Below are 20,600 nucleotides of genomic sequence, written 5' to 3' on the forward strand. Positions count from 1 at the left end.
TCAGCAACATGACATTTTTTGTCTACAAGCAATTCAAATTATTCTGGATATTTTTCACCATTTTTTTACTTTTTATTTTTTCTTACATTAATTGGCATAATAACGTTAAAAGCTCTTTTATTTTAGTTACCGAGGTAAGCAATAAACTCGCATATAACCTTGATAACTTTATTAACGTTATTCTTCAGGATTTGCATCAAATTCCTTCCTATCAGAAGGAAACCCTAACATGTAAAGATAATTTTCTTCCTTTTTTGCAATACATGATTATCAATCATGCACAAATTTCTGGGTTGGCAATTCGCGATAAAAAACATCAGATTATATGTTCTACCCTGCCTCATAATCAAACTTTTCTCTTAAGTCAGGATATACATCGGACGATTATAGGACCATTAAAAATAGCCATGTTTAATCACCCAGTTATTGCCATCCAAAAAAAAATTGGTGATTATCAGGTAGAAATAATTATTATGACATCAACACTTGAAAACATATTGAATGTCCCAGAAAATACTCAGCGCATAATCACCTTATATGACATCAATCAGAAAAAGGAAATTATCCAAATAGGAAAAATAGAAGGAGCTTCTTGGATAGATAAATTGTTTCTTGATTCATCCTATCCATTTAGAAAAATATTTGCTACAGCAAAATTAAACAGCCTTAATGGTGTTTTACTTACAGTTACAGAACCCGATCAAACTATAATTAATAACCTTTGGCATAACCAAATCTTAGTTCTTCTTTATGTTTTAGTATTTTCAACTTTCTTATATTTTTTAATCAGGAATCTATTTAACCGGTATTATTCTTTGCATGGAGCAATGAAGCAAGCGATTAGAAGCGGTCAATTTTACCCTGTTTATCAACCGTTATTTGATGCAAAAAGTAATTCCTGCTCTGGTGCCGAGGTTCTCTTAAGGTGGCAAGATAATCAAGATGAAATCATTATGCCCGATCTTTTTATAGAAGAAGCAGAAAACACCGGCTTAATTGTTCCAATAACATTACAAATTATTGAAACAGCATTTAAAGAAGCTAAGAATATCTTAAAAACCAAACCTACCTTCTATTTATCATTTAACATTTGCGCACTGCATTTTACTGATGATAACTTTTTCCCTCGCTTTTATAAGCTCGTGCGACATTATTCTGTTTCACCCAAACAAATATTGTTAGAAATCACAGAGCGCTATCTACTCGATATGAATGATGAAATTTATATAAACAGGATGCAAGAACTCAGGAATGCGGGATATTCATTAGCTATAGACGATTATGGAACAGGACATTCGAGTATCAGCTACTTGCAATACTATCCTTTTAATTATCTTAAAATTGACAAAATATTCATTCATGCCATAGGCACAAAAGCCATCACAGAAACATTAAACGACGCAATCATTCATTTAGCAAAAAAAATTAATTTAACTATTATTGCAGAAGGTGTAGAAACAAAAGAGCAAGTAAATTATTTATTGCAAAACGAAGTTCAATTTCTTCAAGGCTGGTATTTTTCGAAAGCCCTACATATCGAACAATTAATTGAATTGCTTAAGGGGGAAAAAAATGAATAAGTACATAGGATATAGTTTTTTGCTTGTTTTTGGTATTTCGTCTTCAAGTTTTGCTCAGCCAATAAATATAGAAGGTAATTATTGGCAATGTTCAACACGTGACATAACCCATACAAAATGGACTGCACAAAGCGCTTATCAAAAACTAGCTTTAAATCTTTCTTATGCTGAATGTAAAAAAGGCAGCAAGGCGCCAGCCACCTGCAAAGTTTCCAAAGCAAGTTGCATTAAATTTGTTAATGGCGTCAATGTTATGCCCACGTGGCGATGTACCGCTTTTGATAGGGAGGCATTAGCCTGGAGAAGTAATCTTTACCCAAATCGTGAAGATGCCGCGTTGGCTGCCTTAGCATTTTGCAAACATAAAAGTCCTGTTCCTTTGACGTGCTCCATTAATATAGTCACCTGCATTAATAAAAATGAGATTTAAACATGGTTTATTGCGTTGGATTAACAGGTGACATTGCGAGTGGGAAAACGACAGTAGCTGAACTTTTTTCAGAGCTCGGGATTGAAGTAATTCATGCCGATAAAATATCAAGAGAAATGACTCAAAAAAATAAAGCCCCATACAGAGAAATTGTTGCGCATTATGGTTTTACAGTTCTTAAAGAAGATGGAGAACTGGATCGTAACAAACTAAGAGAAATAATTTTTTCAAACCATGAAGAGCGAGACTGGCTTGAACGCCTCTTACATCCATCTATCCGTAAAGAGATTAAAAAACGAGTTGATGCAAGTACAACTCCTTATTGTATGGTAGAAATACCTTTGCTGATTACAAAACAATACTACCCTTATATTAATCATATTTTGCTTGTTCGTGCGCCACTGGAGCTACAGATATCACGATTAATGCAGCGAGATCAATGCAGTAAAGAACAAGCCCAGGCTATTTTATCCATTCAGCCTAAGACTCATCTGCGCTTAGAAAATGCAGATGATATAATTGTTAATAATATGGATATTGTTGAATTGACTAAAAGAGTAAATGATTTACATTATAAATATCTTTGTGCATCTAAAAAGAATTTGTAATAGATATTTAACAGTTGAGCGAAACACTTTGGCTTTTCTACAAGGAATTTAGCGATTAATGAAATTGATTACCTTAAATATATGGGGAGGCCGCTTAAGAGACCCTTTATTAAAATTTATCGAACACAATCGGGATATTGATATATTTTGCTTGCAAGAGGTATATTTCAATGCGCATCGCACTGTAACTGAAGAAGACAAAGCGCTTAGTCTGAATATTTTTTCTGATCTACAACAACTTCTCCCTAATCATTTTCCTATTTTTAAACCTGCTGTTGAAAATATTTATGGAATTGCGATGTTATTGAAAAATAATATCGACATCTTAGGCGAAGGAGATATAAATATTCACCAAAAACAGCATTATCCAGGAATAGGATTAAATCATCCTAGGGATTTACAATGGGTAGAATGTGAGATTAATAAAAAAATTTACTCCATTCTTAATGTTCATGGACTCTGGAATGGGCAAGGTAAAAAAGACTCTCCGGAACGAATCAATCAGTCACAACGTATCCGTCATTTTATGGATACGATTAATACCCCTAAAATATTATGCGGTGATTTTAACTTAAGACCTGATACCCAAAGCATGCACATCATTGAACAAGGAATGAAGAATTTAATAAAAATTAATCACATCAGCTCAACACGAACTCGTTACTATCAAAAAGAAGAAAAATTTGCGGATTATATCTTAACTTCGCAAGATATTGTTGTTAATGAATTTTCTGTTCTGAGTGACGAGGTCTCAGACCATGCTCCATTATATCTTGATTTTAATTAGTGAATTAGCATAGTTTGGGTTAAGGCTTAATTAAGCATGGGGCTTCGCAAGCTCAGAACCAACCTACACTACATGAGGGTTATGCATACGCAAGGCAGCCATGGGCGCTCACTGCTTCGCAGGTTCATTACACAATAAATGATCTTGCACCATTGCAATGACTTCACGATTTGCTTCTGGGAAATGCTCAGAAATTAATTCATGCTGATAAACCCATTTCATAGCCAATTGCCCTTCCAAACATAAAGGTTCGCCGACATATTGACTGACAAGAAAAATAATTAATTTTACCGATTTATCAGAGTATTGATGTTGTACTTCGCCGAGTAATTTGTAATGTTTAACTTCTATGCCAATTTCTTCTTTGAGCTCTCGAATCAACGCAGATTCTGAAGGTTCATTTACTTCCAATTTACCACCGGGAAATTCCCAACATCCTCCATGAGGGAGATGAAAAGGACGTTGGGTAATTAAGATACGTTGTTGCTCATCAATAATAACTGCTACGGCAACTGAGATGTTCACGCCAAACTTCCATGGCAGGCTTTATACTTTTTACCTGAGCCACAGGGACAAGGATCATTTCGACCAATTTTTTTCTCTTGTCGTCTATATGTTTGAGTCGAAGCTTCCTCATCATTTTCATCAGCATAATTGCCGTGTTGCAAGCTCATTTTACTTACCTGATCAGCACGTCGTTGTTCTTCAACTGCATTAACGTCTTCTTCAGTTTGTATTTCTACTGAAGAAACTAAACGAACAACATCATACTTTAAATTATCCAGCATTGTGGTAAACAAAGTAAACGCTTCTTTTTTATACTCTTGCTTTGGATCTTTTTGCGCATAACCACGTAAATGGATTCCTTGACGCAACTGATCCATTACCGCCAAGTGTTCACGCCATTGATTATCTAAAGTTTGCAAAACTACGGATTTTTCAAATTGTGACATCGTAGTTCTACCCGCCTGCTTTACTTTTTCATCATATTTCCGTGCAGCAAGATCAAGAATTTTTTCTTTAATTTGTTCTGGCTGAATATGATGATCTTCTTCAATCCACTCCAGTACAGGAGCTTTAAGTTTGAATTCATCAGCCAAAATATCACTTAAGGATTTAGGATCCCATTGATCTTCCAAACTTTGGGGAGGGATATAAGAATCAACAAGATTTGATATCACTTCCTCCCGCATCATATTTATCATTTCTTCAGTATCAGTCATTTCCATGATCGAAGCGCGTTGAGTATAAATGACTTGTCTTTGATCATTCGCTACGTTGTCATAATCCAAAAGCTGCTTTCTCACATCAAAATGGTGTCCTTCAAGCTTACGTTGAGCATTCTCAATTGCCTTAGTTACCAAACTATGCTCAATAGGCTCTCCAGGTTTCATTCCCAAACGGCGCATCATCGATGCAACGCGCTCAGATGCAAATATGCGCATTAAATTATCTTCAAGAGATAAGTAGAAGCGACTGCTTCCTACATCACCCTGACGACCTGAACGTCCTCGCAACTGATTATCGATTCGACGGGATTCATGACGCTCCGAACCAATAATTCTCAATCCACCGGCTGCAATGACTTCATCATGGCGCTTTTGCCATAACTGTTTTGCAGCTTCTATCTCTTCAGGACGCGCATCTTCACCGAGTTGCGCCAAATCTGCAGATAAACTTCCACCCAAAACGATATCAGTTCCTCGTCCCGCCATATTTGTAGCAATAGTTACCGCACCAGGACGACCTGCTTCAGCAATAATTTGTGCTTCTTTTTCATGAAATTTAGCATTAAGTACTTGATGTTTAATGTTTTCCTTTTTAAGAAGTTGACTTAAAAACTCAGATGCCTCAATCGAAACAGTACCCACAAGAACAGGTTGCTTACGAGCAGTACATTCACGAATGTCGGCTATAACTGCTTGAAATTTATCTTTTTGAGTTAAATAAACCAAATCCGCCTCATCTTTTCGTACCATAGGTTTATTTGTAGGAATTACTACAACATCAAGATTATAAATTTGCTGCAATTCATAAGCTTCTGTATCCGCTGTCCCAGTCATTCCTGATAATTTATTATACATTCGGAAGAAGTTTTGGAATGTAATCGAAGCAAGGGTTTGGTTTTCATTTTGAATGGAAGCGCCTTCTTTAGCTTCAACGGCCTGATGCAATCCTTCAGACCATCTTCGACCAGGCATTGTCCGCCCGGTATGCTCATCGACTATAATAACTTGTCCATCCTTAACAATATAATCCACATCACGATGAAACATAGCATGAGCTTTTAATGCTGCATTGACGTGGTGCATGAGCATGATATTGCTGGCATGATATAAACTATCCCCATGATCCAGAAGTTTTGCTTTAACCAATAATTCTTCTATATGTTGATGGCCTGCATCAGTAAGATGCGCCTGCTTTTGCTTTTCATCAACAGTATAATCCCCTTCACCACCCTCTTCTTCTTGTTTCTTCAAATGGGGAATCAATGAGTTAATTTTAATGTAAAGTTCGGAACTATCTTCTGCTGCACCGGAAATAATCAGAGGAGTACGTGCTTCATCAATGAGAATTGAATCCACCTCGTCCACGATGGCAAAGTTCAACTCTCTTTGCACCTTATCTTCAAGACTAAATGCCATATTATCGCGCAAGTAGTCAAAACCATATTCGTTGTTTGTTCCATAAACGATATCACAACGATAGGCTTCCTGTTTTGCAGTGTGCGACATATCAGGAAAAATTACACCCACAGTCAATCCCAGAAACTCAAATATAGGACTCATCCATTGGCTATCGCGTTTGGCAAGATAATCATTTACCGTAACAACATGTACACCACGCCCAGTAATTGCATTCAAATAAGCGGGTAAAGTTGCTACCAATGTTTTACCTTCCCCTGTGCGCATTTCAGCAATATTACCTTCATGCAAAACCATTCCACCAATTAATTGCACATCGAAATGACGCATACCTAAAGTACGTACGGATACTTCTCTAACTGTAGCAAAGGCCTCTGCTAACAGTTCATCAAGGCTTTCTCCTTCTGCAAAACGTGCTTTAAAATGCTGGGTTTTTGCAGCTAACTCGGCATCAGTTAATGCTTGCATTTGAGACTCAAATGCATTAATTGCCACTACTGCCTTTTCCATACGCCGCAAAGTGCGCTCATTTCGGCTTCCAAACATTTTCTTAATCAACGTATTCAGCATGGCCTACATAATCCTCTGGAGATTTCAAATAACAAATTGGTTAATGTACTAAAATTTGGGGGAAAATACTATGAATACCTTTTAATTTAAGTGAATCTTCATGGTATAACTTAGCGAAGAGAGAGGTTTCTGACAAATCAGACAGCTCAAATATTATTTTCCGCAATTTCCTCTCATATTATACAATAGTTTGGAGGTGAGTTGATGAATAGAGCACTAGATTTCGAAATATTGATATCAAAATTGCAAACGAGCGACAAAAGATCATTTCATCTGGAATTCATAAACCCTCTGCATATAATTCCACCTCCCGCAAATACTCACTTAATTCCTGCAATAAAGAAATATTTTTAGTCTGTAAAACACCCATCAATTTTTTTTTCCATTGACTTGCGCCAGGCAATCCAAAAGCCAAATTAAATACAGGTTTAATCAATAAACTCAGGGAAACCCCTTTATTGTATTCTTCGAATAAATAATTCAAATAGACATCAAATACGTGCCCCCGCGTTTTCATTTTAGTTTCGGGATAAAGTGCTTGATGTATTACTGCAATTTGAAATGGATTATCACATGCCAAACGACCAAGCATCACACCTTCAACATAGCGCAGATGCTCTTCAATTTCCTTTATATTCAATATATTACCATTCATCACTACCGGAATATCAGGAATTTCTTCCTTGAGGCGATAAACATATTCGTAGTTAACAGGTGGAATTGTTCGATTTTGTTTGGGGTTTAAACCATTTAGCCACGCTTTACGTGCATGTACAATAATTTTTTGAGCTCCGGCTTCAAGCAGCTGATGTACAAAATCACTAAAAAACTTATAACTGTCCTGATGATCTATTCCTATTCGGATTTTTGCGGTAATGGGTAGGGTCGCTACTTCTCGCATGGCTCGAATACAAACTGCAACGTGTTTTGGTTCTTTCATTAAACAGGCACCAAAACGTCCTGCCTGGACTTTATTACTAGGGCAACCAAGATTAATATTTACCTCGTCATATCCTTCTTGTTCTGCACGTTCAACACAATGTGCTAATGCATAGGGATCTGCCCCTCCCAGCTGGAGTGCTATCGGATGTTCTTTTACATTAAATTGCAAAGAACGCAACGGATTATTTTGTATCGCTCCAGTGGTTTGCATTTCTGTATATACGAGGGCATTGGGAGCCAAAATTCGCATAAAAACTCGAAAATGACTGTAAGTCCAATCAATCATAGGAGCAATGGATAAAGGGGCAAGCAGGATATTTGACACTATTGTTGTTTCAATTAAAAAAGAGACAATTATAACCCGAACTAAAAAATTGTGTACAATAATATGACTAAAGATTCACGAGGATTTAAAATTCTTCTGAGTCACGCGGCTTGTCCCTGAAAGATCTTTCTTTAATAAAATTTTCCGCATCCTACGTACAACCCCTCCATTTCCTACATACCGCGGTTTATGCGTGGTATCCAGACCGATGCCTTGAAGTAGTATTGAATTCAATTTCAAAGAAAAGATCTACTAGATACCGCGCATAAAGCGCGGTAGGTGGGGGGTTGCCCGGTACGTAAGAAATCGAAGGATCCATCTGGGCTTATCCGGAAACGCAGAAAATCATTAATTTAACGAATTCCACTGAGTACATCACAATATTGTATTCAAATTATTCCTGGTTTACCGCATTCATTGCTTGGATAAGTAATTGCAGCCGCGTTCGACCTTGATAAAAGTTGATATCCAACTTATATGCTGCATGCACGTATTTAACTCTATAGTTTGGCCAAGATTTTAAATCGACATTAAAAGCTATCGCATCCACTTGTTGGTTACCTTGTGTTGTCATCAAAGTCATTTTTAAATGACTCTTTCCTACTATGCGTTGATCCAAGACTTCAAAAACATTATCAAAAACGGGTTCAACGAATTGCTGTCCCCAGGGCCCCGCCTGTTGTATTAACTGAGCAATTTCAAGACTAAACTCTTCAGGCTGTAATGGGCCATCGGTAAGTAATTCGCCTTCACATTGAGAAAAATCAATATGCTTATTCACTTCCAAAACCAATGCTTCACGAAACGCGTCAAGAGCATTTGGATGAATACTCAGGCCCGCTGCCATAGCATGACCACCAAATTTGCAGATAAGTCCAGGATGATCCTTATCTATTGCTGCCAATACATCTCGAATATTTAAATCTGGAACCGAACGGGCCGAACCCTTCAATTCATCATCACTCACTTCAGCAAAAGCAATAACAGGTCGATGATAACGTTCTTTCATTCGCCCCGCTAAAATTCCAATGACTCCTTGGTGCCATGTTTTATCAAAAAGACATAGTGCAATAGGTAAATGTTTGTTCTTGTAATCAGCACTAAGCGCAAGTTTTTCCAATGCAAGCATAGCCTGCTCTTTCATTTCCGTTTCAATTTGCTTTCTTTCTTCGTTGAGTTCATCTAATTGCTGACAATAATTCCTAGCGTGTACCTGATCTGAAGTAATTAAACATTCTATACCTAAAGCCATATCATCCAATCGTCCCGCGGCATTGAGTCTTGGCGCAATAGCAAATCCCAAATCTGCTTCTCTGAGTCGTGTATACTCACGTCCGGATACTTCAATCAAAGCTTTAATACCTACGCGGCAAAGACCTTGTCGTATTCGTGCTAAACCTTGATTCACCATAATGCGGTTATTCTGATCCAGTCCTACAACATCAGCGACGGTTCCCAAAGCAACTAAATCCAAAAAACTCGCCATATTAGGCTCAGCAATATTCATTCCGGAAAACCAATTCGTGTTTACCAAATGTCTACGTAGAGCAAGCATGACGTAAAAAATCACGCCAACACCAGCAATCGATTTACTGGGAAATTTACAATCCGGTTGGTTCGGATTCACGATAGCACACGCGTTAGGAAGGGTTTCGGCGGGTAGGTGATGATCAGTGATTAAAACGTCGATATTTAATTGGTTCGCCCTTTCCACACCTTCAATACTTGCAATCCCGTTATCTACAGTAATTATCAACCCTGGTTTCCATTTGCTGGCTACTTCAACTATTTGTGGTGTTAATCCATAACCAAATTCAAAACGGTTAGGGACTAAATAGTCGACAAATTGAGCCCCCATAGCGCGTAAAGCAGTTATAGCAAGTGCTGTTGATGTTGCCCCGTCTGCATCAAAATCTCCAACAACCAAAATCCTATGTTGCTCACGTAATGCTGTCTCTAAACGAATACATGCTTTATCTATTCCTTTTAAACTATCAAAAGGTAATAAAGTTTGGAGTTGTTTATCCAATTGGGAGGGTTCAGTAATTCCTCTGTTTGCGAATATTCGCTTTAGTACATCAGGCATATTAGGTACGTTGAGCGTGTGTATTGGCTGAGGGCGTTGTTTAATAAGCATGTATTAGTTTTCTCCACAAACGAGCATACCAGCTGTTAGCACTCGTAGAGTAAGCCAGATTATTCCAATACCAATGAACAGTCATTTTTTTTAGTTCTTCTTGATGCTGTTCACTGATAATAGAAAATTCAGTGAGCAATAAAATCTGATAATCCTTAAGCGTTATTGCTGAGCTATATAAGGTAACTTGAGTACTACATATTTGTGCTAATGAATAAAAATGTTCATCAACACAAATATTGATTGGTATTTTATCCCTAAGTTTCGCGTCACCCCACACCCATAATCCATTAGCAAAGGATTGATTTGATTTGGATGCAAAAAGCATTTGGCTTTCGGTAATAAATTTTTGCCAATGCATTGTCTTATCGAGTTGAGTCAATTGGGGCATTAATGATTGATGTAGCAAGCGATAAGGAGGCTTTGCATTTATGGATAAATTTTCATGATTACTTAGCAACCATGTTTCCGCATCATGATAGTAAAGGACTGTACCCTCTTCTGCCAGATACTGGGAGAATAAATCGAACCATAATTTAGACTCCTGTTGTTCAAGTTGCAGAGCTTTGCCTAAAGCTACGATCATTGCGTCATTATGTGTTGCTTCCCAATGAACCGGGGTCAACACAAGCCATTCCCCTGTTAAATTGTGATACTTCTTTAATAAATCAGCAACGGGGGGATTTTCGGGATTATAGCAGCCTAGGCTCAGCAAAAAATTGAGCAATACATTCCCTTCTGAATTGAGTGACTTAGCCCTTTCAGGAATAGAACTACACTCTGAGTCAATCACAACACGCATGTTTGTTCGGCCTTAATCAATCCATCTCTGCGAAATAATGATTTTAAATTTCTTAATGCCTGACGTATGCGATCTTTGTTTTCAATTAAACCGAAACGAACATAACCATCACCTTGTTGGCCAAAACCTATTCCTGGCGATACAGCAATATGCGCTTCTTTTAATAAATATTTACTGAACTCAAGCGAGCCCATATGTTGATAATGAGAAGGAATAGGCGCCCAAACAAACATGGTAGCTTTGGGTCGAGTAACCTCCCAGCCAATCTCATTTAAACCATCACAAAGGATATTACGTCTTTTTTCATAAAGCGTCCTAATCTCTTGTACACACTCATCAGGACCATCTAAGGCAGCAATTGCAGCAACTTGGATTGGTGTGAATGTACCGTAATCTAAATAAGATTTAATCCGGGTAAGCGCCGCAACTAACTCTTCATTTCCACAAGCAAAACCAACACGCCAACCTGGCATATTGTAAGATTTAGACATTGAATAAGTTTCAATTGCTACATCTGTGGCTCCCGGTACTTGAAGTATTGAAGGAGCCTTATATCCATCGAATACAATATCAGCGTATGCTAAGTCGTGAATAACCCAAATTTCATGCTTTTTTGCTAAGTCGATAACTTGTTCAAAAAAAGAATAATCTACACAATGAGTACTTGGATTTGCAGGAAAATTAATTACCAATGCTTTCGGTTTTGGCCAGCTGCGATTAATTGCATCTTCTACAGATGCTAAAAATTGAGTTTCATTAATAAGGGGAATTTGCTTTACATTCGCACCAGCAATAATAAATCCATATGTATGAATCGGATATGCAGGATCAGGAACTAAAATTGTATCCCCAGGTCCACTTATAGCTAATGCCAGATGCGCCAGCCCCTCTTTCGACCCTATGGTAGCCAATATTTGTGTTTCACTATTTAACTGTACATCATAGTTACGCTGATACCAGGAAGCCATAGCTCTTCGTAGCCTTGGAATTCCTTTGGACATGGAATATCGATGAGTGCCAGGTCGTTGAACTGCTTCAATCAACTTAGTGACAATATGCGGCGGTGTGGGTTGATCTGGATTTCCCATACCGAAATCAATAATATCTTCTCCACGCGCTCGCGCTTCGGTTTTTAATTGGGTTAAAGTATTAAAAACATAAGGGGGCAACCGGTTTATACGCGGAAATTGACTCATAATATTGACCTCTGTAGTATACTTACAGCCACGTATCATTCATTGAAACACTCTAAACCATGAATATCAATTTAGAATCAGCAGAACCACATGTAGTGCAAGCTTATAGTGATAACAAAATTCAGATTAATTCCATTGTTTATGAAAGCAGTTTAATTGTTTCTAAAACAGAAATCATTAGCGATCTGTCAATTAAAGACCCTCAGGAAATTGACGAACACTACATAGGCTTATTAACGCAATTTAAACCGGAAATTATCATCATTGGCCATGAACATACCGGAAAACTCCTACCCCTGTCAATTATGAAACAGCTTACAGAGCAACGGATTGGTATGGAATGCATGTCTATAGGGGCGGCATGTCGAACTTACAATGTTTTATTAAACGAACATCGTGCTGTTGTTGCTGGATTTATTTTTAAATAATAGTGTAGTCTGTGTGAGACACATTGAACCCCATGTCCCGTTATCTGCACTTGGATCTTCTACACATCTTTGAAAAAATCAGCCCAACTCTATTGCGACGCCCGGGGACCCAGAAGCTCTTCCCTAAAACACTGGATCCCGCCCACAAGCCGCGGGGCGTTGACAAGGATGTGATCAAAGGACAGAGGCAACATCCAGGCTCCAACTGGAAAATTAAAGCTGTCTTCTCGCTTCAAGCACATTAGGGATTTGCTCTAATTTCGTCAGTAATCTGGAAAGACTACTTAGGCCATCCACATCTACTGTTAAAGTAATATAAGCCATATTTTCCTGTTTATTACTCTGGGTTTGCAACGCATACACGTGTGCTTTTTCATTAGCAAGTAATGAGGTTACGTCCTTTAGAAGTTCAGATCGGTCAAAAGCTTTAATTAAAATATCCACAACATAATTTTCACGTGTTGCACTTCCCCAAGTGACCTGCAGAAAACGTTGTTTTTGTCTTTCGTTCGCATGAATGATATTAGGACAATCTTGGCGATGTACGGATACACCACGGCCTAAAGTAATATAACCAATAACAGGATCACCAGGGACAGGCTGACAGCATCTTGCCATAAAAGTTAGTAAATTACCCACTCCCTCAATACGTAAATCACTCCCAGTAACTTCTGGTTTTGCATGAGGTCTGACAAATCGCTCAAGATTGAGTTCCGAGGTTGCTGGCGGAGTGAGCTTGCTAATAATTTGACCTATTTTAATATCACCACGGCCAAGATTTGCATAAAGGTCATCAAGTTTTTTAAAATGTAGAGCGATTGCAGCTTCATGTAGTTTATCGGATTTTATCCCCAAAGATTTTAATTCTTTGTCTAATAACTCTCGGCCATCCTGAATGTTCCGATCATAATCTTGCATTTTAAACCAGTGCAAAACTTTGGCCTTAGCACGAGACGTTTTGAGATAATTTAAATGGGGGTTAATCCAGTCACGGGAGGGTTTACTTTCCTTTCCAGCTAAAACCTCTACTCGATCCCCAGTTTTTAGTTGATAGGTTAGTGGTACGATATGACCATTTATACGTGCACCGCGACATCGATGCCCTAGATCACTATGGACGTGATAAGCAAAATCCAAAGGAGTTACACCATGAGGTAAATCGAGGACATCTCCATCTGGAGTAAAAACATAAACTCTGTCTTCGAGAAATTCAGTGGTAGTGCTTTCAGGCACACCTTTATTACTTGCCATTTCACGATGCCAAGCCAATACATCCCGGAGCCATTCGATTTTACGCTCATGACTTTGTTTCTGTTTGAAGCCGCCTTCCTTATATTTCCAATGGGCAGCAACCCCCATTTCAGCCAAATCATGCATATGAAATGTTCTAATTTGCACCTCAAAAACCCTACCTTCCTGTCCTTTGACTGCAGTATGCAATGATTGATACCCATTAGGTTTGGGATTAATAATATAATCATCAAATTCCGCAGGAATTTGTTTCCAAAGTGTATGCACCATACCTAAGACTTCATAGCATTGAGGCTGGGTATCAACAAGAACACGTACCGCAGTGGCATCATATATTTCATCAAGTGACACATTCTTGCGGGTCATTTTTTTATAGATACTATGGATATGCTTTGAACGCCCATAAACAGCAAAGTGATCTATTCCACTTGCTTTAATCTGTTCATTCAACTGAGCAACAATCCCATTAACAAAATTATCTCGTTCTAAACGCTTTGCTTTCAGGCCTTTGGCAATCTCTTTATAGTCTTCAGGATGTAAATGCCGAAAAGCCAAGTCCTCCATTTCCCATTTAATGGCCCCTATTCCCAATCTGTTAGCTAAAGGAGCATAAATTTCCATCGCTTCTGTGGCCAATTGCTTGCGCAATTCTTCAGGTAAATGCCCTGCAGTTCTTAAAACACATAATCGTTCAGCAAGTTTAATCAATACAACACGAACATCATCCACCATAGCCAACAACATTTTACGAAGATTATCAATTTGTTGTTTATTTTGTGGGTATTTATTTAATCCCTGAAAACTGTGCATCGCGCTCATGCGCTCTATGCCTTTGACTAATTTTGCAATATTACTGCCTAATTGCTCCGCAACATCATCAATGGATAAATCAGCATAGTGTACGTTTTCAAAAATAATTGCAGCCGCAAGTGTTTCCTGATCTACCTCAAGATCTGCAAGCAAATCAGCCATAGACAAGCCTTGTTGCAAACAAGATTGACCTGTTTCTGTAGCATGTTCTTGCCCTGCAAGTTGGCTTAAAGTGCAGGCCCCACGAATGAGTTCAAGATTATCTAAATAACCCTTTGCGCCTAGCTGATGGAGCCACAAATCAACATCAATGCTTCCATCTTCACACAATGGAATAGTATCTTTTACTCGAACCATGAGTATTATCCTTTTTCAAACAACGCAATCGACTCAACATGGGCAGTGTGGGGAAACATATCCATTACTCCCGCCTTTATTAATGTATAGCCTTTTTGATTGACCAAAATATCTGTATCACGAGCTAATGTTATGGGATTACATGATACATAAACAATACGTTCTGGGTTTAGTGCATCAATCTGTTTCACAATTTCCAGTGCACCAGATCGAGGAGGGTCAATTAATATTTTGTTGCAAGATTGCTGAACCAACTTCTTTACTTCATTCACATCATCCAAGTTTGCAGCATAAAAATCTACATTATGAATATGATTCAGTTTTGCATTCATATATGCTCTTTCAACCATAGTTTTACTACCTTCCACTCCAAGTACTTTTGCGCAAAAACTTGCCATTGGAAGTGAAAAATTACCAAGTCCACAAAATAAGTCTAGCACTATATCCGTACTTTTTAAGTCCATTAGCTGCATAGCTTGCGATACCATAGAACGATTCAACGCAGAATTGACCTGGGTAAAATCTGTTGGATGAAACAAAAAAGAAATTTGATAATCTGGCAATTTATAAGTGAGATATTCACTTGATTTGGGTGGATAAAAACAAAATACCGTTTCAGGAGAACCTGGCTGTAGAAAAATTTTATATTGATATTTTTCAGCAAATTCTTTGATTTTTAATTCATCGTCACGATTCAAGGGGGTTAAGTTTCTGAAAATAAGAGCAATCTCATCATCTCCCGCGGCAACTTCAATTTGCGCAATACACTGTTTGTCTTCCATTGAATCAATTAGTTGCCTTAACGGAATAATATCCTTATCAAGTTTTGCATTTAAAACCGGACATTGGGTAATCTCAGTAATGAAGCGGGGATTACTGCGTTCTCTAAACCCAACCATAGCACTTTGTTTTTTTTCCACATAGCGTACGCTTAATCGAGCTTTATTCCTGTAATTCCAGTGCCCTGCAATTAAAGGTGACAACACGAATTGCGGTTTAGTATGGCCATATCGTGATAATAAATCCAATAATTGATCTTGTTTAAAATGAATTTGCTCTTCTTCGCTTATATGTTGTAATGAGCAACCACCACACATTGAATAATGAGGGCATTTAGGCTCAACCCGTAACGAAGATGGTTCAAGAACATTAAGCAAAAGACCTTCATCAAAATCTTTTTTTATTCTGGTATATTGAAATTCCACTATTTCCCCAGGTAAAGCACCCTGAATAAACGTTGCTTTACCCTGAATCCGTGCAATACCCTTTCCATCATGGCTTAAATTATCAATTTGAGCAGTTTGGGTCGTAGGATTTGGTTTTGATTTTGCTCTTCTCATGAAATGTTCTCAACAAATAAATCATTAATTAACTTAAATTAGTGTAGCAATCGTTGTGAGAAAGATTGCATTTTTCAAGATGTTAGAGAGTACCACAGGCGATTTATATTTGTCATGGTAATTTGTCGTGACAATATCCATGCTGAGCAAAGTAAGTACAAAATCCCATGTATTTTTACTATCTTGATATTCCTACCTCCTGCGGCTTGTACTCAGTAGGTAGAAAGTCAGGGTACTGCTTATGGAGTAATGGCTCAATGCAACAAAGTTGCTAATCAAAAGCTGATGGCTTTGCAAGCCCAGCTCAAAAAAATAACAATCGTTATTTTGGTTAATTTTGTGGCATCTATAAAATGAGCTTATTTATCAAGTAATTCATAGTCCTATTCACAATGTTATCCACAGATTTTGTGGATAAAGACTATCATTACATCATTAAGGTGAAAATAATAATTTCACTCTATATAAGGGCTATATTAATTTTTGATGTAAAAATAAAAGTAATGATAGGATTTATAGGAAAAAGTTATCCACAGGAATTAGAATTAGGGGATATTACAGAATTGGTCGTATATAATAACAAAGAAAAATTAAAAAAACAGTCTTGACAGCATTTTTTTATAAAAATTTTTAATTGATTTTTATTTTAGATAGACAATTTTTTTTTCAACACAATCGCATCTTCAATATTGTTTTCTTCTATGTAGTACGCTGGCTTAATTTCAATTTGTTCAAAGCCCATACTCTGATACAGATGTAAGGCGGCTTTATTACTGGGTCTTACTTCAAGAATCACATGATCAATATACTGAGACTCGGTTAATGAGGAAAGTACTTGGTGCAAAAATTGCCGTCCGTACCCTTGTGATTGGTACGGTTTAGCAATACAGAAATTTAGAATATGACAGCAATTATTACTGTGTCTAGAAATAATATAACCACAAATCATTAGACTACTTTCTAAAATTACTTCAAATACTCGACAATCATATCCTACCCGCACACAATCCCTTAAGATGTCTCTATCCCAGGGGGCAATATGTACTTCTTTCTCAATTGCATAAACGGCATCAATATCTGATTCAGCCATGCGTCGAATATTAAAAGTCATCCTTGCTGCTCCCAAATAAATAAGTTTAACCTGGCAACGAAGCAAATCCTGGGTCGAGATTCAAATTCCAAAGTTGGCTTCGTCGTACCCAGGCTATATATTACATATCATTCAGTATTTTTTTTCTTTTTTGGTAAATAAAGATCAGTAATTGTTCCTTCAAATGCCTCTGCTGCTTGAGCAATAGTTTCAGAAAGTGTTGGATGAGGATGTATTGTCAAGGCAATATCTTCAACATCACAACACATTTCAATAGCTAATGATGTTTCAGCAATTAAATCACCTGCATTAATTCCTACAATGCCTGCACCCAATATCCGATTAGTATCTGGGCAGAACAATAATTTAGTCATTCCCTCTTCTCTTCCCATGCTGAGCGCGCGACCACTAGCTGCCCAAGGGAAAGTAGCTTTTTCATAGCGAATACTTTTTTCTTTAGCTTCTTTTTCAGTTAAACCTGTCCATGCGATTTCTGGATCAGTATAGGCAACACTGGCAATACATTTAGGATCAAAGTAATGCTTTTTGCCCGCAATAACTTCTGCAGCAACTTTTCCCTCTGGAATTGCTTTGTGTGCAAGCATTGGCTGTCCAACTACGTCACCAATGGCAAAAATATGTGATACATTTGTTCTTTGTTGATTATCTACTTTAATGAAGCCACGATCATCAACTTTTATCCCAGCTTTTTCTGCATCAATTTCACCACCATTAGGCTTTCTTCCAACTGAAACAAGAACTTGTTGAAAACAAAGAGGCTTGTCTGTTGCATGCTCACCTTCCATGGAAACATAGATACCCTCTTTTTTTGCTTCCACGGCAGTAACTTTAGTTTTTAACAGGAATTTGACGCCCTTTTTCTGCATGCGTTTTTGCAAAACATTTACCAAATCAAAATCGGCACCAGGAATCAGCTGATCCATAAATTCAACAACAGTTACATCAACGCCTAAAGATGAATAGACAGTAGCCATTTCTAAACCAATAATTCCACCACCTAGAACCAATAAACTGCCTTTGATGTCAGCAAGCTCTAAAGCACCTGTTGAGCTAAAAATACGTTTATCTTCAGGAATAAAAGGTAAATTAATCGATTCAGAGCCTACGGCAATAATTGCATTTTCAAATTCCACTTCCATAGAACCATCTTTCGTAGTCACAGTCACTTGATGCGTTCCTGAAAACTTACCATTTCCTGTAAGTACTTCAACTTTGCGTTGTTTTGATAAAGCTTTCAAACCGCCTGTTAGTTTGGAAACCACAGAGTTTTTCCATGCAACGATTTTTTTATTATCCAGCTTAGGTTTACCAAAACTAACACCCTGCTCAGACATTTCATGAGCTTCCTCAACCACTTTAGCAATGTGCAATAATGCTTTAGAAGGAATGCAGCCTACATTTAAGCAAACACCTCCCAGTGAATCAAAACGCTCTACCAATACAACCTTTTTTCCCAAATCCGCCGCTCTAAATGCCGCTGTATATCCACCAGGGCCACTTCCCAATACAACGACATCTGTCTTTATTTTATTAGCCATTACAAGCCTCTTTCATTTTAGATATTATAGTAAAATTCGTCTTATATCACTTAAACACTCGCAAATAAAACGAGTAAAACGTGCCGCCTCTGCACCATCTATAACTCGGTGATCATAGGATAAAGACAAAGGCAACATAAGTCTTGGTTGAAATGTACCATTTTCATAAACAGGTTTTATTTCCGAACGAGATAACCCAAGGATGGCCACTTCAGGACTATTCACTATGGGCGTAAATGCAGTCCCACCAATTCCGCCTAAGCTGGAAATTGTAAAACATCCTCCTGCCATATCTCCGGGCATTAGACCTTTGTCTCGAGCCTTAGTACTTAATCGTGTCATTTCAGTTGCAATTTCAGCAACACTTAACGTGTCAACATTTCTAATTACTGGAACTACCAAACCGTTAGGTGTTTCTACTGCAATACCTATATTGCAATATTTTTTATAAATAAGATTGGTACTCGTAGCATCTAAAGACGCATTAAATTGAGGAAACACTTTTAACGCTTTACTCACTACGGCACAAACAAATGCAAGCAATGTGAGCTTATATCCTTTTTCTTTAGCATGCTCTGCTTCAGACTTTCTAAATTCTTCGACATCAGTAATATCTGCTGCATCAAATTGCGTTACATGGGGGATTGTTATCCATGAACGATGGACATTAACACCAGTAAGCTTTTTAATTTTATTAAGAGGCTTGGTTTCAATCTCACCAAACTGAGTAAAATCAATTGTTGGATTAGGTGGAATACCGAAAGATCCTTGACGAGGTTGCTCACTTAAACGAGCTTTCACATAAGCTTGTACGTCTTCTTTAGTAATACGATCTTTGCGACCTGTACCTTTCACTTCTGTCAAATTTACACCAAACTCTCGAGCCATGCGTCTTACAGCAGGACCTGCAGCAATAACCGTTGAGGACTCAGCAAAATCAGGTTTCGGTGAAATCTCTTCGTCTTTTTTTGTTGGTGCTTCTGAACTTGATATTTCAGGAGCGCTTACAGGCTCTTGCTCTGCAGGAGTTGTTGCGCTTTTTTCAGCTTTTGCCCCACTTTCTGCAGCAGCGAGAAGGATCAAATCTCCTTCAGATACCTTATCACCTACTTTAAGACTCAACTGAGTGATTTTACCTGCAATGGGAGAAGGAATCTCCATGCTGGCCTTGTCTGATTCCAAAGTAATAAGCGGTGTATCAATTTCGATTTGGTCGCCTACCTGAACCATAACTTCAATCACGTCAACTTGCGCTGCACCGCCAATATCAGGAATCTTAACCTCTTTGATACTTTCTGATTTATTTTCTTGCGCAACTTTAGTCTTATTTTCCTGTTTATTTTCAGATTCTTTTTTAGCTGCTTGAGATTTATTTTCTTTTTCGGTGTCTGACTTTTTTTCAACCGTGGCAAAAAGAATCACATCGCCTTCGGATACTTTATCCCCTACTTTAATATTCAGTTTTGTGACCTTCCCTGCAACTGGCGAGGGAATCTCCATACTGGCTTTATCTGACTCCAAAGTAATAAGTGGTGTATCGATTTCGATCTGGTCTCCTACCTTGACCATTATTTCAATCACATCAACCTGAGTCGCTCCACCAATATCAGGAATCTTAACTTCTATTTCGTTTGACATGTCTTTCCTCAAAAGATTACTCAGTATATTCAAGTTATGACTGTAATGGAAACACATTTAAATCCGTGTTGCTTGCTCCACTACAATCACAGCTGGAATTACTCA

The 20,600-nt window shown here is 37.8% G+C and carries 16 protein-coding genes; 5 read left to right on the forward strand and 11 right to left on the reverse strand.

Annotated elements, in window-relative coordinates; translation table 11 throughout:
- The first annotated feature begins 8 nt into the window (after window positions 1–8).
- Genes FOLKNPGA_RS09750 through FOLKNPGA_RS09765 form a run of 4 tightly spaced genes read left to right on the forward strand, consistent with a single transcriptional unit; the run spans window position 9 to window position 3,405 of the window.
- Window positions 9–1,580: an EAL domain-containing protein gene (locus FOLKNPGA_RS09750; protein ID WP_255465947.1), complete on the forward strand. Its 1,572-nt coding sequence runs from the start codon at window positions 9–11 to the stop codon at window positions 1,578–1,580.
- Entirely contained in the window at window positions 1,573–2,010 is a 438-nt protein-coding gene (locus FOLKNPGA_RS09755; RefSeq protein ID WP_182349734.1) for a hypothetical protein, read from the forward strand. Before FOLKNPGA_RS09750 ends, FOLKNPGA_RS09755 begins: the two co-directional genes overlap by 8 nt.
- Window positions 2,011–2,012: 2 nt before the next feature.
- On the forward strand, window positions 2,013–2,618 hold the full coding sequence (gene coaE, locus FOLKNPGA_RS09760) for a dephospho-CoA kinase (RefSeq protein WP_182349735.1): 606 nt from the start codon (window positions 2,013–2,015) through the stop codon (window positions 2,616–2,618).
- 58 nt (window positions 2,619–2,676) lie between these two features.
- Window positions 2,677–3,405, forward strand: coding sequence for an endonuclease/exonuclease/phosphatase family protein (locus FOLKNPGA_RS09765; RefSeq protein WP_182349736.1), 729 nt, complete (start codon window positions 2,677–2,679; stop codon window positions 3,403–3,405).
- Between the two features lie 108 nt (window positions 3,406–3,513).
- On the opposite strand, the gene mutT is transcribed toward FOLKNPGA_RS09765, so the two are convergent.
- The 6 genes from mutT to alaC form a co-directional block, all read right to left on the reverse strand.
- Window positions 3,514–3,930, reverse strand: a complete 417-nt coding sequence (gene mutT / locus FOLKNPGA_RS09770) for an 8-oxo-dGTP diphosphatase MutT (protein WP_182349737.1) — start codon at window positions 3,928–3,930, stop codon at window positions 3,514–3,516.
- Window positions 3,927–6,620 carry a preprotein translocase subunit SecA gene (gene secA / locus FOLKNPGA_RS09775; protein WP_182349738.1) on the reverse strand — a complete coding sequence of 898 codons (2,694 nt, stop codon included), beginning with the start codon at window positions 6,618–6,620 and terminating at the stop codon, window positions 3,927–3,929. The genes mutT and secA overlap by 4 nt, the downstream gene beginning before the upstream one ends.
- Window positions 6,621–6,900: 280 nt before the next feature.
- Window positions 6,901–7,887, reverse strand: a complete 987-nt coding sequence (gene dusA / locus FOLKNPGA_RS09780; protein WP_182349739.1) for a tRNA dihydrouridine(20/20a) synthase DusA — start codon at window positions 7,885–7,887, stop codon at window positions 6,901–6,903.
- Between the two features lie 394 nt (window positions 7,888–8,281).
- Window positions 8,282–10,024, reverse strand: coding sequence for a single-stranded-DNA-specific exonuclease RecJ (gene recJ, locus FOLKNPGA_RS09785; RefSeq protein ID WP_182349740.1), 1,743 nt, complete (start codon window positions 10,022–10,024; stop codon window positions 8,282–8,284).
- Window positions 10,014–10,826, reverse strand: a complete 813-nt coding sequence (locus tag FOLKNPGA_RS09790) for a hypothetical protein (protein WP_182349741.1) — start codon at window positions 10,824–10,826, stop codon at window positions 10,014–10,016. The genes recJ and FOLKNPGA_RS09790 overlap by 11 nt, the downstream gene beginning before the upstream one ends.
- Window positions 10,814–12,022 (reverse strand): alanine transaminase, encoded by a 1,209-nt coding sequence (alaC, locus tag FOLKNPGA_RS09795; RefSeq protein ID WP_182349742.1) that lies wholly within the window; start codon window positions 12,020–12,022, stop codon window positions 10,814–10,816. Before alaC ends, FOLKNPGA_RS09790 begins: the two co-directional genes overlap by 13 nt.
- A 59-nt stretch (window positions 12,023–12,081) precedes the next feature.
- Here alaC and FOLKNPGA_RS09800 point away from each other — a divergent pair, with 59 nt between their 5' ends.
- Window positions 12,082–12,450, forward strand: coding sequence for an Mth938-like domain-containing protein (locus FOLKNPGA_RS09800; RefSeq protein ID WP_182349743.1), 369 nt, complete (start codon window positions 12,082–12,084; stop codon window positions 12,448–12,450).
- A gap of 213 nt (window positions 12,451–12,663) precedes the next feature.
- Here the strand turns inward: FOLKNPGA_RS09800 and relA are convergent, their stop codons facing one another.
- From relA to aceF, 5 genes are all read right to left on the reverse strand, one after another.
- Window positions 12,664–14,868: a GTP diphosphokinase gene (relA, locus tag FOLKNPGA_RS09805; protein WP_182349744.1), complete on the reverse strand. Its 2,205-nt coding sequence runs from the start codon at window positions 14,866–14,868 to the stop codon at window positions 12,664–12,666.
- 5 nt (window positions 14,869–14,873) lie between these two features.
- Entirely contained in the window at window positions 14,874–16,208 is a 1,335-nt protein-coding gene (gene rlmD / locus FOLKNPGA_RS09810; RefSeq protein WP_182349745.1) for a 23S rRNA (uracil(1939)-C(5))-methyltransferase RlmD, read from the reverse strand.
- Between the two features lie 646 nt (window positions 16,209–16,854).
- Window positions 16,855–17,319 carry a ribosomal protein S18-alanine N-acetyltransferase gene (gene rimI, locus FOLKNPGA_RS09815; RefSeq protein WP_182349746.1) on the reverse strand — a complete coding sequence of 155 codons (465 nt, stop codon included), beginning with the start codon at window positions 17,317–17,319 and terminating at the stop codon, window positions 16,855–16,857.
- A 107-nt stretch (window positions 17,320–17,426) separates the two neighbouring features.
- A complete protein-coding gene (lpdA, locus tag FOLKNPGA_RS09820; RefSeq protein ID WP_182349747.1) occupies window positions 17,427–18,857 on the reverse strand; it encodes a dihydrolipoyl dehydrogenase in 1,431 nt (476 codons plus the stop codon).
- A 24-nt stretch (window positions 18,858–18,881) separates the two neighbouring features.
- Window positions 18,882–20,495, reverse strand: coding sequence for a dihydrolipoyllysine-residue acetyltransferase (gene aceF, locus FOLKNPGA_RS09825; RefSeq protein ID WP_182349748.1), 1,614 nt, complete (start codon window positions 20,493–20,495; stop codon window positions 18,882–18,884).
- Between the last annotated feature and the right edge of the window lie 105 nt (window positions 20,496–20,600).

This window comes from Legionella sp. PC1000, from assembly GCF_014109805.1.
In the GTDB taxonomy this organism is placed as follows: Bacteria; Pseudomonadota; Gammaproteobacteria; order Legionellales; family Legionellaceae; genus Legionella; species Legionella resiliens.